At 70.3% G+C, this 15,548-nt stretch carries 9 protein-coding genes; 4 read left to right on the top strand and 5 right to left on the bottom strand.

All coding sequences use genetic code 11. The features are described from left to right. Positions 1-5: 5 nt before the first annotated feature. From IZR01_RS08435 to IZR01_RS08450, 4 genes are read right to left on the bottom strand one after another with little or no spacing between them, the layout of a single operon-like run. Complete coding sequence (locus tag IZR01_RS08435; protein WP_194894438.1) at positions 6-1,442, bottom strand: WXG100 family type VII secretion target; 1,437 nt, start codon at positions 1,440-1,442, stop codon at positions 6-8. A gap of 16 nt (positions 1,443-1,458) precedes the next feature. Further along, entirely contained in the window at positions 1,459-1,743 is a 285-nt protein-coding gene (locus tag IZR01_RS08440) for a hypothetical protein (RefSeq protein WP_194894437.1), read from the bottom strand. After that, complete coding sequence (locus IZR01_RS08445; RefSeq protein WP_194923496.1) at positions 1,743-6,176, bottom strand: FtsK/SpoIIIE domain-containing protein; 4,434 nt, start codon at positions 6,174-6,176, stop codon at positions 1,743-1,745. Before IZR01_RS08445 ends, IZR01_RS08440 begins: the two co-directional genes overlap by 1 nt. Before the next feature lie 56 nt (positions 6,177-6,232). After that, on the bottom strand, positions 6,233-6,532 hold the full coding sequence (locus IZR01_RS08450; protein WP_194894435.1) for a WXG100 family type VII secretion target: 300 nt from the start codon (positions 6,530-6,532) through the stop codon (positions 6,233-6,235). 212 nt (positions 6,533-6,744) lie between these two features. Here IZR01_RS08450 and IZR01_RS08455 point away from each other — a divergent pair, with 212 nt between their 5' ends. Both IZR01_RS08455 and IZR01_RS52185 read left to right on the top strand, forming a co-directional pair. Then, complete coding sequence (locus tag IZR01_RS08455; protein ID WP_194923497.1) at positions 6,745-8,445, top strand: hypothetical protein; 1,701 nt, start codon at positions 6,745-6,747, stop codon at positions 8,443-8,445. A 217-nt stretch (positions 8,446-8,662) separates the two neighbouring features. Continuing rightward, positions 8,663-11,653 (top strand): AfsR/SARP family transcriptional regulator, encoded by a 2,991-nt coding sequence (locus tag IZR01_RS52185; protein ID WP_194923498.1) that lies wholly within the window; start codon positions 8,663-8,665, stop codon positions 11,651-11,653. Between the two features lie 1,683 nt (positions 11,654-13,336). Here the strand turns inward: IZR01_RS52185 and IZR01_RS08465 are convergent. Continuing rightward, on the bottom strand, positions 13,337-13,903 hold the full coding sequence (locus IZR01_RS08465) for a TIGR03086 family metal-binding protein (RefSeq protein WP_194923499.1): 567 nt from the start codon (positions 13,901-13,903) through the stop codon (positions 13,337-13,339). A gap of 154 nt (positions 13,904-14,057) precedes the next feature. Between IZR01_RS08465 and IZR01_RS08470 the strand changes: the two genes are divergently transcribed. Then, positions 14,058-14,909: a helix-turn-helix domain-containing protein gene (locus IZR01_RS08470; RefSeq protein WP_228559053.1), complete on the top strand. Its 852-nt coding sequence runs from the start codon at positions 14,058-14,060 to the stop codon at positions 14,907-14,909. Positions 14,910-14,944: 35 nt separating this feature from the next. Continuing rightward, on the top strand, positions 14,945-15,487 hold the full coding sequence (locus IZR01_RS08475; protein ID WP_194899616.1) for a DinB family protein: 543 nt from the start codon (positions 14,945-14,947) through the stop codon (positions 15,485-15,487). Positions 15,488-15,548 lie beyond the last annotated feature (61 nt).

Below are 15,548 nucleotides of genomic sequence, written 5' to 3' on the forward strand. Positions count from 1 at the left end.
CGCCATCAGGGGTTCACTGCGGGGATCAGGCCGGACTCGCGTCCGCCGGTGTAGGAGATGCCGATGCCCAGGCCGAAGATCGCGTTGAAACCGCCCCAGACGTACCAGGCCGGGTTGATCTTGCCGCCGACGGCGCCCATGATCCCGGCCAGGCCCTTGTAGCCGCTCCAGCCGCCGAGCACGCCGGCCCAGTCGGCGATGCTCTTCAGGGGGTTGGTGCCCAGGCCCTTCCACATGTTCCAGGCGTCGCCGATCTGCTTGCCGGCCGACCCCCAGAACCCGATCTCGGGCACGGCGCCCATCTTGCCGCCGTAGAACCCCAGCATGCCGGGCAGGTTGCCGGCCTTGCCGCCGAGCCAGCTCAGGGCACTGTTGGTGACGGGGTTGTTGTACCAGTCGGACATGTGGTCCCACTTGGTGGCCGCGTTGGTCACCGGGTCGATCATGAACTGGTCGTTCATATTGGACGGGGCCGGGCCGATGGGGCGCAGCGGGATGTTGTTCAGATCCCCGCCGAAGGTGTTGTCGGCGAAGCCGAGCTGCGGCGCGCCCGGCCGCCCGGTGAGGCCGGCGAGCGCCTTGGCGTCGTTGGCCAGCCCCTTGGCCAGCTGGGCCGCCCCGATTCCGATGAAGCCCAGGCCCAGGCCCACCGCGCCGAAGATGACGTCCAGCACGCTGCCTTTGCCGTCGGCGTAGAGGATCGAGTTGACGATCAGCGACGCCGCGCCGACCACCACGCCGGCCAAGACGACCACGTCCAGCCCGGGGACCAGCAGCGCCAGCGCGCCGAGCGCCATGCCGATGTAGCCCAGGATCTTGCTGAACCAGCCCAGGATCTCGTCGAGCTTGTCCTTCCAGGTGTCGGTCAGGCCGTCGTGGTAGTTCTTGCTGTTGACGGCGTCGCCGAACCGTTTGCCGGCCACGTTCAGCTGGTCCAGGGCGTTGTTGAGCCGGTTCTTGGCGGCGGACAGCGCGTCGTTGGCCTGGTTCTCGGCGTTGGTCTTGTCAGTGCCCTTCTGCTGTTCCTGCGGCGTGACGGTGCCGTCCGTGCCCTTCTGCGGGTCGGGCATCGACGTCGCCTGTTTCTGCTGGCCCGCGGCGTTGTTCGCGTCGTTCAGCGCCGCGGCCGTCTCGTCCAGGCCGGTCTGGAGCTCGGGCTCGTAGATCTTGATCTGGTCGGTGACGTCGTGGTAGCGGACGCCGGCCTTCTGCAGCTCGTCGTGCAGCGAGCCCGCGCTCTTGCGGAGCCCGTCGATGTACTGGCCGACCAGGCCGTCGGAGTTGTCGTCCATCACCTTCTGTAGCCGGGACACGGCATCGTCGATGGTGGAGGCGATGTTCTGGTAGCGCTGCTGGGCCGAGGCGATCTCGTCCGGGTCGGCGTGGACCGGGTCGGAGCCCAGGCCCAGCGCCTCCCAGCTCCCCAGATTGCGGATGCTCACGGTTCCTCCCGCCGGGTCACGACTGCTGGTTCAGGCTGTCGGCGAGCTGCTGGTCGCCCTGCTGCCAAGCCTGGTTGATCTTGTCGACCGAGTCCCGCAGCGACTTCATGTCCTTGACCATGGAGTCGCGGTGGATCCGCCAATTGGCGGCGAAGTCGCCCATCGAGGAGTTGGCGTTCTGCTGGCCCCACAGGCCCTTGTCCTCGTTCTGGAAGTCCAGCGCGCCCTCGAACTCGCCGATCAGCGAATTGAGATCGTTGAGCAGGCTCACCAGGTCGTCTCGGACGATGAGGTCGGCCATCAGGACTCCTTGTTCGGGTTCTGGTTCCGGTTCTGGTTGGGACTCATGGTCGGGATCTGCGCGGTGGTCAGGACGCCGTCGCCGAGGTGCACCAGACAGGCGCCGGGCACCACCCGCGGCGCCAGTTGGGAGCGGGCCAGCCGGATGCCGACCAGGTCGCCGTTGCTCAGCTCGGGCGGGGACAGCAGCGCGCCGCGGCGGTTCTTCTTCACCTCGGCCTGCCAGCCGGAGAAGCCCATCGCCACCGAGCCGATCTCGCCGCCGAGGATCAGGCCTCTGTTGCGGCCCGAACCGGAACGGACGTAGGCCCGCAGCCATTCCCGGGCCCGGCACTCGCGCCAGGCCTCGCCGTCGTCGATGATCAGCACCACCGGGCCCTCGCCCGGGTCGAGCAGCGCGGACAGTTCCTCCTCGACGGGGTCCGAAGCGTTTACCAGGCCGCGGACGCCCGGGCGGCCGACCAGCGCGCTCAGCGGCGTCGCGCTCGGCGCGCCGATCACGATCTCGGCGCCGGTGCGCAGCAGCGATTCGGCCATCACCCCGAGCGCGGTGCTGCGTCCGGATCCGGAGGGGCCGGCGATCAGGAACGTCGGCCGGTCGCCGAACAGGGTCGCGCCCACCGGCTCCAACTCGTCGCCGCCGACGCCGAGCAGCGCCCAGGGCTGTTTGCGTTCCTCTTCGAGATAGCCCCACGCCTCCTGGAACGTCAGCTGCGCCGGCAGCACCGCGATCCGGCCGGGCCGCTGGTTCTTGGGGACGTCGGCCTCGCGGTCGGTCAGCCGGGAAGCCAGTGCCCGCAGCGCGGCGACCTGTGCCGGCCCGGAGGGATCGGCGGCGACCAGGGCGACCTGTGTCTCGGTGGCGCCCATCGAGCGGTACCCCCGGCCGGGCGCCATGTTCTCCGGGATCGTGCGCGGGTTCAGGCCGACCAGCGAGTAGTCGGACTTGTCCGGCAGTCGCAGTACCAGCTTGTCCTCGGTCAGGGAGCTGATACGTCCGGACATCAGGGTCCGGTCACCGGCGATCACCACGTGCACGCCGACGCTGGCGCCCTCGCGCATCAGGGTGTGGATGATCTCGGTCAGCGAGCCGTTGTCGTGCTCGCTGAGCGTTCCCATGAACCCTTCCCAGCGGTCCAGCAGCAGCATGATGTGCGGCAGCCGTTCCTCCGGCGCACCGGCCCGACGCTGCTCGGTGAGGTCGGCGAACCCGCCCTCGCCGAGGATCCGCTGCCGGTTCATCACCTCGGCGTGCAGCCGCTTGAGCAGCCGGGAGGCGCGTTCGGTCTCCGAGCGCTGCACGATCGCGCCGCAGTGCGGGAACTTGCTCAGCGGCAGCAGCGCGCCGTTGCCGCAGTCCAGGCCGTACAGGTGCAGGTCCGGTACCGAGGCGGCGCTGGCCGCGGCGGCCGCGATGGTGCGCAGCGTCTGGGACCGGCCCGAGCGCGGCGCGCCGATGATGTGGAAGTGGCCGAACGTGGCCAGATCGATGGCGACCGGCTCCTGCGCCTGCGCCGCCGGAAGGTCCTGGATCGCCCAGGAGAACACCGGCTCGCCGGACTCCGCCGGCGTCGGCTCGGTGGCGAGTTCCACCACCGGGGCCGTCGGCAGCGGCGGCAGCCAAGGGCGGCGCTGCTCGGGCAGGCCGAGCAGATCAGTGGTCTGACGCAGGGCGGAGACCAGCACCGACAGGTCGGTGACCACGTCGGTCTCGGTGACCGCGGCCGGCCGCTCCGGCGCCGGCCGGCCCAGATCCAGCCAGTCCACCGGACGCAGGAACGGCGCGGGGGCGGAGACCGAGCGGTCCTTGGACGGCCGCCGGCCGCCGACCCGGCCGGTCTGGAACGGCAGCAGGGAGCTGTGGCCCAGACGCGCGTAGCCGCGGCCGGGGTGGGTGGGCGAGATGTTCGCCGCGTCCCGGGCGTCGATGACGTCGGTGCTCTCCGCCGCGTCGGTGACCCGCAGCGCCACCCGCAGGTTGGTGTTGGCCCGGATCTCGGCGGACACCACGCCGGACGGCCGCTGGGTGGCCAGGATCAGGTGGATGCCCAGGGACCGGCCGCGCTGGGCGACGTTCACCAGACCGGTGACGAAGTCCGGCAGTTCGCGGACCATCGAGGCGAACTCGTCGATGACGATCAGCAGCCGCGGGATCGGCGCCAGGTCCGGCCGCCGGGTGGCGTAGTCGAGGTAGTCCTCCAGGTCCTTGGCCCCGGCGGCGGCCAGCAGCCGCTCGCGGTGCGTCAGCTCCGCGCCCAGCGAGGTGAGCGCGCGCTCGACCAGATGGGTGTCCAGGTCGGTGACCATGCCGACGGTGTGCGGGAGGTCGACACAGTCCTTGAAAGCCGCGCCGCCCTTGTAGTCCACGAGGACGAAGGTCATCGCGTCCGGCCGGTTGGCCACCGCGAGCGAGGCGACCAGACTCTGCAAGAACTCTGACTTGCCCGAGCCGGTCGTCCCGGCGACCAGGCCGTGCGGGCCGTGCGCGACCAGGTCCAGGGCGAACGGGCCGTCGAGCGAGGCGCCGATGACCGCCTTGGTGCTGCGGCCTGCGGCATGCCAGCGTCCGCTGAGCACCGCCGGGCTCGGGTCGGCCAGGTCCAGCAGATCCAGCAGCCGGGCCGCGTCCGGCAGCGCCATACCGCCGGCCACCTCGCTGACGTCGCGCAGCGGCGCCAGGCGGCGGCCGACCACCGGATACCACTCGGCGCTCACGTCGTCGGCCAGGATCGCGTCGATCCGCGCGGCCCGCTGCTGGCGCAGGCTCACCGGCTGGCCGGGGATGCCGCCGGCCAGGATCGTCGTGCACTCCTCGGGCAGCGTGCGCTCGTCGGCGTCGACGCAGATGCTGTACACGCCGACCGCCGGGCCCTCGCGCAGGACCGTGACGACGCCGGGCAGCGCGCGCAGCCGCAGCGCGCCGTCCAGGACGACGACCAGGTCCGGGTCCACCCGGCCCGCGCCGGAGCCGGAATCGAGCCGGGCCCGCTGGCGCGCGGCGATCAGATCTCCGAGTTCTGCGACGCGATGGCCGAGCGTCTCGGCGTCCGCGCCGACCAGAGTCAGGGCTCGTTGTCCCAGGCTGGGGCGGGCGTGCGGCAGCCACGTGGCCCAGTCCCACAGGCTGTCGCCGGCGGGGTCGGTGAGGACGTAGAGCTGGAGGTCGCGCGGGCTTTGCAGAACCGCGATCTGGCCGACCAGCCAGCGGGCCATGCGCCGCGGCCATTCCCCGCGCCCGGCCACGCCGACCACACCGGCCTGCGCGATGGAGAACGCCGCGGGGGCGTCGTGGGCCGTGCGGTGTTGCGAGGTGCGCTGCGCGCCGTCGACCTGTTCGACCACCACCGAACTGTCCAGATCGGCCAGGCCGACCCGGACCAGGAGGTGGTCGGGATCGCTACGACGCCGCTCCCACAGACGACTTCGCGGACCGGTCGCGATCAGCAGCAGTTCGGCGGCGTCCGGACTCCAGGACCGCAGCCGCAACCGCTCCAGATCCATCGCGCGGTCGACCTCCTGTTCGGCCGAGGCCAGCTGCTCGACGAACTCGGCCTGCATCCGGCGGTGCCCGACCTTGCCGGTGCGGCGGCCGTTGAGCCAGTTGCCGACCATCATCACCGGCGAGAACCCGGCCATCAGCAGATAGCTGGTGTTGTGCAGGATGGCCGTCATCACCACGCCCAGGCCGACCGGCATGAGGGCGGTGATCCACGGCAGCGGGCTCTGACGGGCCGGCGGCGGCTCGGCGGGGAGCCGGAAAGCGTTGCGGGCCTCCGGCGGCAGCAGCCGCGGCGGCCGGTTGTAGTCCAGCCACTCGCCTTCCGGCGAGACCTCGATCATCGCGTCGGGCTGGCGGACCGCGCCTTGTTCGTAACGGCTCTCGCCGATCCGCACCTGCACGGTCTCGGGCCAGTCGGTCTCGGTCTCGGCGTCGGCGAGCGGCACCCGGTCCAGTTCCGGCGGCTCGCGCAGGAAGACGGGCCGGATCCGGACCGAGGCGTCGAGGCTGACCCGGACCGTGGCCACGACGCCGGGCTGGCCCGAACCGAGCCGGACCGCGCACGAGGGGTCCGAGCCGATCTGGTGCACGCCGGCGCCCAGATGCCAGACCCGGCCGCTGTCCACGCCGGCGACGGCGCGGATGGTGACCAGACCGGAACCGGACGCCGCCGGACGGCCGGGCTCCCCGGCCTCGCCGGGGGCACCCAGCCACAGGACCGCGCCGTCGTGGATCCCGGCGGTGCCCAGCGGGCCGGACAGGTCCACGCGGACGCCGTCGAGGAACACGGCCTCGGCAGCGTCGGCCGCGGCGTCCGCGCCGACCACGTCCAGCAGCCCCTTGACGACGTCCCGGACCGGGGTCGTGGGATCGGCGTCCACCACGACGTCATGCGACCGGCCCGCCGGCCGGGCCACGGTGATCAGCATGCGCATGGCGGTCGCCTCTCCCAGATCCGCTGATTGAGCCAGAGTGCTGATTCAGATCCCGGTCACTTCTGCGGCAGGGACTGCGCCATCTGCGTGTCCATGTCCTGCATCGCCGAGACCGCCTTGTCCAGCCACTGCGAGAGCTGGTCCAGCGAGTCCATCAGCTGGTTCGCGGAGGTCACGAACTCGTTGTGGACGTCGTCGAACCGGCCGGAGGCCTGGTCGGTGACGAAGCCGGAGGCGGTCAGGGTGTCGACGATGCTCTTGCACTCGGCGATCTTGGAGTCGATGTCGGCCTTGTCGTTGCGCATCCGGGTCGCGGCATCCGACATCTCCCCGTAGGTGACGTTGAGGTTCGGCATCGGTGGATGCTCCCTTCGAAACGGTGCCGGGCGCTGGTGCGTCGACACATGTGTGCGGCGGACACCGGACACGCTAGGCGCGGGCCCGGCCCCCGGGCCAGGCTCTGATCTGCGCGTATGGGTCCAGGGACCCAGGGTCCTGCGTTGACACCCAGGCCCGGCCGGGCCAACGATTCAAACGAAGTGAACCGCCCGTGAGGCAGGAGGCCCCGATGTCGGTGACCGTGCTGCGCCGCGCCCTGACGTCCGTCGTCGCGGCCGCGCTATTCCTGCTGGCCGGAGCGTGGTCGGCGCCGGCCCGGGCGGCCCAGGCGCCGCCCCCCGTGAAGTACTACGTCGTGAGCAGCAGCTACCAGGGGCAACCGGAGTTCCTGTTCGAGATCGCGCAGCGGTTCCTGGGCAACGGGAACCGCTCGACCGACATCTTCGACCTGAACAAGGGGCATCTGGAGCCGGACGGCACCACGGTGGCCGATCCGACGAAGATCTCCCCCGGCTGGCTTCTGCAACTGCCGAACGACGCCAAGGGGGAAGGCGTCATCACCGGTGTGCTCCCGACGTTGCACTTCGACCCGAGCGGCACGCCGGTGAAGTACTACTGGATCGCGAACGGCTACAAGGGCAAGCCGGAGTTCCTGGCCGAGATCGCACAGCGGTTCCTGGGCAACGGGGCCCGCTCGACCGACATCTTCGCGCTCAACAAGAACCGTCAGGAGCCTGATGGCCAGCTGCTGACCGACCCGGCGAAGCTCACCCCCGGCTGGTTCGTCAAGCTGCCCGACGACGCCAAGGGCGACGGGCTCATCGCCGGTCCGCTGCCGTTCCTAGGACCGGCACCGCCCGGACAGCCGGCACCTTCTCAGGGCTCAGCCGTGGCGCCGACCACGACCGGCTCGGCGAGTACCGGCGCCGGCGCCTCGCACAGCGCGCCGGCCTCGGCCCCCGCCTCTGCCCCGGCTTCGTCGAAGTCCAATAGCTCGTCGAGCAGTCCTGTGGTGTTGATACTGGCCATCGCGGTGCCGGTGCTGGTGATCGCGGCCCTGGTGTGGTGGGCGCTGCGGGCCGGGCTGTTCGCCAAGCTGGGCGCGGGGATGCGCGGGCGCCGGTCCCGCAAGCCGAGTCCGGCCGCGCCCCGGGACGACGCGGCGGCGTGGACCATCGACCGGGTGCTGCGCACCCTGGCCACCGCCTGCGTGCAGGCCGGGCGTCCGCTGCCGGGCGTCGCGGCGGTCGTGGTCGGCACCGACACCCTCACGCTGCGGCTGGCCCGCCCGGACGAGCAGCCGCCGGACGGCTGGAGCGCCGAGCACCAGGGCCGGTCGTGGGCCGCGCCGCTGCGGCTGCTCCAGAGCGCGCCGGTCGACGACGCGTTGCCCGCGCCGTATCCGCGGCTGGTCTCCACCGGCGATTCCGACCAAGGCAGGGTTCTGTTGAACCTGGCCGAGGCACACGGCGTGATCAGCCTGGAGGGCGACGCGCGCCTGGCCCGGACACTGGTCGCGGACTGGGTCCGCGAGCTGTCCGGCAGTCCTTGGTCGCGCGGGACCGTGGTGCTGCGGATCGGGTTCGGTTCTGGTGCTAGTGCTGCCGGTTCCGGTTCCGGTTCCAGTTCTGGCTCTGCCTCCGGGGAGATGCCCGGGGTCGAGGACGCGCCGAACATCGAGGCCGCGGCGGCGATTCTGGACGAGGCCGACGGCGGCGTGCTGGTGTTGGCGCGCGCGCCGGGCGGCCGGGAGCCGGAGCGGATCAGCACCCTGGCCGGCACGGCGGACGGCCGGTGGTCGGTGGTGGTGCTGGGCAGCCTGAAGAACGCCAGTTGGCGACTGGTCGCCGATGCCACCGGGACGCTGGACACCGGGCTGCTGGGTGAGCCGGTGCGGCTGCACGGGAAGCGGCCGTTGGAACACGCCTGAGGTGCCGCCAGGGCCGCGTTCTCCGGGATCGACCCGGAGCGCGCGGCCTTGGCGCGTCTGGCGCAAACCTGCTCGAACACGGCCTCCGTGGCCACGTCAGACCACTGACACCTTGACCTGACACCGATCCAAGCGTAAACAATGCGAATACCACTCCGAATCACAGGCGAAGCAACATTCGCCGGCGGGAAGCGGATCGGCAGGGAGGGACGCGCGCATGGAAGACGGCGGTCGACGGCTCCGCGTCGAGGTCCTGGGTCCGCTGCGGGCGTACGCCGGGAACCGGGAGATCAGCCTGGGCGCGCCGAAGCAGCGGGCGGCGTTCGCCGTGCTGGCGATGGCCGCGAACACGGTGGTGGCGCGCGGGGAGCTGATCGACCGGATCTGGGGCGAGGACGCCCCGATGACCGCCGCGGGCAACCTGCACACTTACGTCTCCGGGCTGCGACGGGCTTTGTCAGGACTCGGCGATGTCCTGGCCGGCGGCAGCTCCGGCTATCTGCTGCGGCTGTCGCCCGAAGCGCTGGACCTGAACCGCGCCGAGCAGTCGGCGGCCCGGGCCCGGACGACTCGCGACGGCGGCGACCGGCCGAGCGCCATCGCCGCTTTGGATTCGGCGTTGGCGTTGTGGCGTAGCGACCGACCACTCGAAGCACTGCCGGGGCCGTTCGCCGCCGAGCAGCGGGCCCGGTTGGCGAACATGCGGCTGCGGCTGCTGGTGGACCGGACCGAGCTGATGGTCGACGCCGGGGACGCACGGTCCGCGGATTTCGCGGCGGCGGCCGACGAGTTGGAGCGGCACGCGCGGGCGCATCCGTTCGACGAACGGCTGCGGTCGGCACTGATGATGGCGTTGCATCGCAGCGGCCGGACCGCTGACGCGTTGGCGCAGTATCAGATGCTGCACCGGGTGCTGGCCGACGAGCTGGGGATCGAGCCGGAGGCTTCGACGCGGGCGGTGCAGATGGCGATCCTGGCTCAGGACGCGCCCGGTCGGCGTGGTCGGGCGACGGATTTGCTGCGTCCGCTCGGGGCTGTGGCTGTTGGGGCTACAGCTGTCGGGTCTGTGGCGCCGCCGGTGCTCCCGGACCTCGCGGACCTCGCGGACCTCCCGAAGCTACCCGAGCTGCCCAAGCTGCCCGATCTACCAAGCCTGCGGAGCCTCCCGGCCGCCGAGCCGTCGCCGACGTTGCCGGCACAGCTACCCCGGGACAGCGCGTCGTTCATCGGCCGGGCGGACGAGGTACAGCAGGTCCTGGAGCACGCGGGCCCCGACGATGCCTCGTCGCCGCGGGTGGTGATGGTGGTCGGGGTCGGCGGCATCGGCAAGACCACCCTGGCCGTGCGCTGCGGGCATCTGTTGCGCTCGGCGTACCCGGACGGCCAGATCTACATCAACCTGCGCGGTTTCGACCCGACGCATCCGGCACTGACCCCTTCGGCCGCACTGCACCAGCTGCTGGCGTCATTGGGCGTCTCGACTGTCCCGGCCGAACACGAGCAGCGGGTGGCGTTGTGGCGGAGCATGGTGGCCGGACGCCGGATGGTGGTGCTGCTGGACAACGCACGGTCGGCCGAACAGGTCGAGGATCTGTTGCCGGGCACCGGTTCCAGCTTCGTGATGGTCACCAGCCGGGAACGCCTCGGCCGGCTGGCCGTGAAGTACGCCGCCCGCCGGGTCACACTGGCCCCGCTGCCGGTGGCCGAGGCGCTGGGACTGCTGGCCGACGCGGTCGGCGCGGAGCGCGTCAACGCCGAGGTCGGGGCGGCACGGCGGCTGGCGGAGCTGTGCGACCACCTGCCCTTCGCGTTGCGGATCGCGGCCGAGCAGCTGGTGACGGTCACCGACGGGCGGATCGCGGATCTGGTCGGAAACCTGGAGGACGCGCATCAGCGGCTGGACACGCTGCGGTTGGAGAACGACGACCTGTGCTCGGTGCGCAGCGTCATGGCGTGCTCGTTCGACGCGCTGGACGCGGACACGGCGCGCGCCTGCCGGATGCTCGGGGCGTTCCCGGGCGTGAGCATCGGGCGCTATTGCGCGGCTGCGTTGTTGGATGTGTCGGTCGCCGAGGCCACGGAGGTGTTGCAGAAGCTCAGTGCGCAGCACCTGCTGGAGCAGCACGGCGATCGCTATACGATGCACGACTTGACCCGGACGTATATCAGGGAGCTGGCACGCGGCCTGCGCGACGGCGAGGTCCGGGCGGCGCGGGATCGGGTGAGCGCTTGGTACGCGGCGACGCTTTCGCAGGTGGTGGGTGCGGGACGGCAGCGGATCGTGGAGGTTGGTCCTGACTTCGAGCCGGAGGGCTTCCAGCACGAGCCGCGACCGTTTGGCAGCCAGGGCGAATTCCTGCGCTGGTGTGCACAGGAGTGGCCGAATATCAGCGCACTCATCCGAAGCACCGCACGGTCGGCCGATCACCTGTCCACATGGCGCCTGACGTACCTGATGTTCGACTACTTCTATGCGAGCGGATCGGCGGCGGACTGGCTGGAACTGCTGCGGATCGCGATGCGGTCGGCCGAGGCATCGGGCGATCGGCGGGCACGTGCGGTGCTGTTGAACCACATGGGCGTCGCGCATTGCCGCACCGGGCAGACGGATGCGGCGGTAGCGGATCTGTGCGCGGGACTGGACTTGCTGAACGCCTCCGACGAGCCGTTGCTGCGGGTCAGCCTGCTGAGCACGCTTGCTTCGGTGCTGCGGGTGTCGAAGTCCTACGAGGAGGGGCTGGCTGCCGCGCTGGAAGCAGTGGCGCTGGCCGGGGAACGCGAAGACGGCTATCACCGCGCGGCAGCCGAGGACGTGCTCTGCGAGCTCTACGCCGAGACCGGCCGCTGGCCCGAGGCAGTCGCACACGCCGAGACCGGCCTCATCGACGCACACGCCTGCGGCAGCCCGCTACTGAAGGCGAACCTCCTGATCAACCTGGGCCTGGCCCACACCGGACTCGGCGACGCGGGCGCCGCCCAAGGCTGCCTGGTACGAGCGTTGCAGATCACACAGGCCGCCGGCGACCGCTACCACGAGGGCCTGGCGCTGCTGGCACTGGCGCGGGCGCGGGCTGCGGAGCGGGGTGCCGCAGCGGCGATGGCGAAGCGGGCGCTGGCGCAGTTCCAGGAGCTGGCGGCCGAGGAGGCGAAGGACGTGCTGGCTTTCTTGGGGGATCTACAGCTGGCTGGGAGTGTTGCGGTCGTTTGAGTGGCGGCTTGCGTTGCGGTCGCCTGAGCGGCGGCTTCCGTTGCGGTACGGGGCGGTGCTTTTGGGGCAGGCTGGAGTTTGCTGGCCGGGTTGCTGTTGAGCTGTGGATTTCAAAGCTTTTTACGGCCTTCGGTTATGGTTGTGCCGGTTCGGGGTTCGGGTTGGTGGGTGTGTTTGTCGGCTGCCGGTTTGCGCGTTCACGAACCCGCCTCACCTCAGGCCTCTTCGACTCCAGCAGGTCTGAACCAGGGGCTAGATCAAGATCAAGAACTCAAGCAAGATCAACAGCAAGAGCCCAAGCAAGATCAAGATCAAAAACTGTGATGAAGAGCCCGGCGCCTCCGGCGGGGGCTCTCGGCTCCCTCGGGGAACTGGCGCTGCTCCATAGGGTGGTCCGGCTAGGGCCCTGCGGCGGCGGTTTGTGAGGTGGTTGCGGTCCGTTCCCCACGGTCGCGTCGTCAGCCCCAAGGGGTACAGCGCCGAACCCCGGGAGTAAAGTCCGCGCGCTGCGGTCGGGCGTGGAGGCGGCGGCTGCGTACAGCGCGAACTTGACTCCCGAGAACCGGCACTGTAGGCAAAGCCCTGCCGACGCGACCGAGGGGAACGAACCGAAAACCGACCGGAAGAATAGCAACCGCAGGGCCCGTAGACGCAGCTCAGCGATGCGGCCGTCGGTGAGGTTGTGGCGACGGGCCGGTGGGCAGCTGGTCGACGGCGTGCCCGGGTGCGGTATGCGGCAACGGACCAGCTGCGCTCGCAGCAGCCAGCCGCCGACTGTCGACTGTCGGGTGTCGACTGTCGGGTGTCGACTGTCGACATCCCCGGCAGATGTTGCTGTCCGCGCCCGCACTCGCCAGCCCAAGATGCGCATTCTCGGGACTGCCGCGTTGTCAGCACCTGGACCGGCAGCCGAACTCGCCGAGTCGCCGGTACCGCACCACCAGTCTTGTACTTATCCGGTCGGTTTTCGGTTCGTTCCCCTCGGTCGCGTCGGCAGGGCTTCGCCTACAGCGCCGGTGGCCGGGAGTCAAGTTCGCGCTATACAAACCGCAGCTTGCAGGCCCGACCGCAAGCGCGCGGACTTTACTCCCGGACACCGGTGCTGTACCCCTTGGGGCTGACGACGCGACCGAGGGGAACGGACCGCAACCACCTCACAAACCGCAGGCGCAGGGCCCTGACCCAGCCACCCTATGGAACCGCGCCAGTTCCCCGAGGGAGCCAAGAGCCCCCGCCGGAGGCGCCGGGCCCTTCATCACAGTTTTTGACCTTGATCTGGCTCTTGATCTTGCTTGTGCAGTTGATCTTGCCTGTGACCTGGCTGTTGATCTTGCTGTTGACCTGGCTCTTGATCCAACTTGCCGGAGTTGAAGAGGCCTGAGGTGCGGCGGGGTCGTGAACGCGGAAACCGGCAGCCGACAAACACACCCACCGACCCGAACCCCGAACCGGCACAACCATAACCGAAGGCCGTAAAAAGCTTTGAAACCCACACCAACAGCAACCCGGCCCGCAAACTCCAGCACCCGGAAAGGGATCCGAACCCCGAACACCCCGCAGTTCCTCCGCGTAGCGCCGAGCAACAGGCGATGATCGATCGCCGACCCCACACGGCGATCGATCATTCCCCACCTACCACCCGCCTCCTACCACCCCCGGCGGCGGCTACGACCTCAGCTACAGCTACGGCCTCCGCCCCGACACCGCCAGCGCCTTGTCCAGCGCCGTCGCGTCCGCACCGACCGGCGCCTCGGCGGCGAAGCCGTCGTACTGCCGGTACATCTCCGCGGAGGCCTCGACCGCCTTGCCGACGGTGGCGGCGACCTGGTCGGAGACCGCGTAGGGCTGGCCGGTCGCGGTGGCCAGGTCCCAGGCGTGCAGGACCATCTCCATCAGGATCATCTCGGCGATCTGCGGGGCCGGGGTCTTGCCGCTGCCGGTGTCGATCTCGCTGTGCCACACCTCGGCGGGGGTCCAGGCGGTCAGGGCACGGTCCAGTTGGGCTCGGTAGCGGGCGGCGTAGTCGGGGTCGGCGGTGAAGTCGCGTTCCATCAGGTCGGGGCCGACCTGCTCGCTGCGGGCGCGGCGCTCGAAGGAGTACGACGTCCACAGCATCAGGTGGTTCAGCAGCTCCTTGACATCCCACTGTGTGCAGGGGGTCTTGTCGCCGAACTGATCGGGCTTGGTATTGGCGACGATGCGCGCGGCCTCGTCGGCGGCCTCGGTCAACTGCTCGTGAATGGTGCTCATACCCCGACGCTATGGCGGGCGGCGCGGTGCGTCTTGAAGAAACGCGTCAGTGGCCGGCGCTCATCGTCACTGGCAGTCATCAGTAGCGGTCAGTAGCACCGATGGTTCAGCAGCACCGATCGTCAGTGTCGGACCCGTGCCATAGCCTGGCCTCATGCCCGAACTCCAGGTCAAGCCGGTGCAGGAAGACAGCCGCGGCATCGTGCACCCGGCGGCCGCGCACACCGTCTTCAGCCTGGACCGCTTCCCGCCGACCGACGGCCCGGCGCGCTTTGTGGACCGGTACTGGATCTCCACGTGGCGGCTGCCGCCGGGGGTGCGGCACGAGCAGCAGGTGTTGGTCCATCCGGTGGTCAATGTGGTGTTCGAGGCGGACCGGGCGATCGTCAGCGGGGTGGACACCGGGCGGTTCTCGATCACGTTGGAGGGTCAGGGACGCGGGTTGGGCGTCATGTTCCGTCCCGCCGCCTTCGCCCCCTTCTTCGACGGCCCGCTGACCAAGCTCACCGACACCGAGCTCCCGCTGGCGCAGGTCCCGGCCCTGGCCGAGCTGGAGGCGCTGCTGGTACCGCTGGTCGGCGAGCTGGACGTGCCGGCCGAACACCTCGCCACGACGGCCGACGCCGCCCTCGCCGAGCGCGTCCCGGCCGAGCGGCAGGACTGCGAGGCCACCACCGAGTGGGCCGAACTGGCCGTGCGCGACCGCGACCTGACCCGGGTGGAGGACCTGGCGCGCGCCGCCGGCGTCGGCGTCCGCACCCTCCAGCGGGCCTTCACCGAACACGTCGGCATCGGCCCGAAGTGGTTCCTGCGCCGCTACCGGCTCTACGAGGCCGGGGAGCGGATCGCACACCGCGAACGGATCGACTGGGCCGAACTCGCCACCGACCTCGGGTATGCCGACCAGGCGCATCTGACCCGGGACTTCACGGCGGCGTTCGGGGTGCCGCCGGCGCAGTACGCCGCGGCGGCCCGGGACCGCGGCGACCATACTGATCAACACTGATCAACCAGAACATGCCGCCGAATCCAGGAGCTGATATGACCGTTTCCGACCCTGTCACCCGCGACCTGCTGGCGGTCTTCGAGGACGTGCGATACCGGCTGTTCGCGCGGCTGGAAGGCCTGACCGACGCCGAGTACCTGTGGGAGCCGGTCCCCGACAGCCTCACCATCAGCCCCGGAGCCGACGGCGTCTTCCGCGTGGACACCCTGATCCCGGAACCGACTCCTGGCATACCCGAGCCGGTCACCACCATCGCCTGGCGCGTCTGGCACATCGGAAACCTCTGCCTGCGCGGCTACCTGATCCACTTCTTCGAGGACGTCCCCGCCCTCGGCGACCGCCACGAGTGGCCGGGCACCGCGAAGGAGGGCCTGCAGGAACTCGCCGAGGACTGGGAGCGGTTCACCACCCGCATCGCAGCCCTCGGCGACAAGCGCCTGCTCGAACCCATGGGGCTCGGCGGCGAGTTCGGCAAGGAGAGCTACCTGAAGCTCGCGCTGCACGCCCTGGACGAAGTCGCGCACCACGGCGGCGAGATCGGCCTGCTCCGCGACCTCTACCTACGCGAAGACGCCTGACCTGGACTGATCTGGACTGATCTGGATGACCTGGCCTTCGCGCCCGATCAGCACGTTCATT

It is taken from the genome of Catenulispora pinisilvae, from assembly GCF_015356865.1.
Classification (GTDB): Bacteria; Actinomycetota; Actinomycetes; order Streptomycetales; family Catenulisporaceae; genus Catenulispora; species Catenulispora pinisilvae.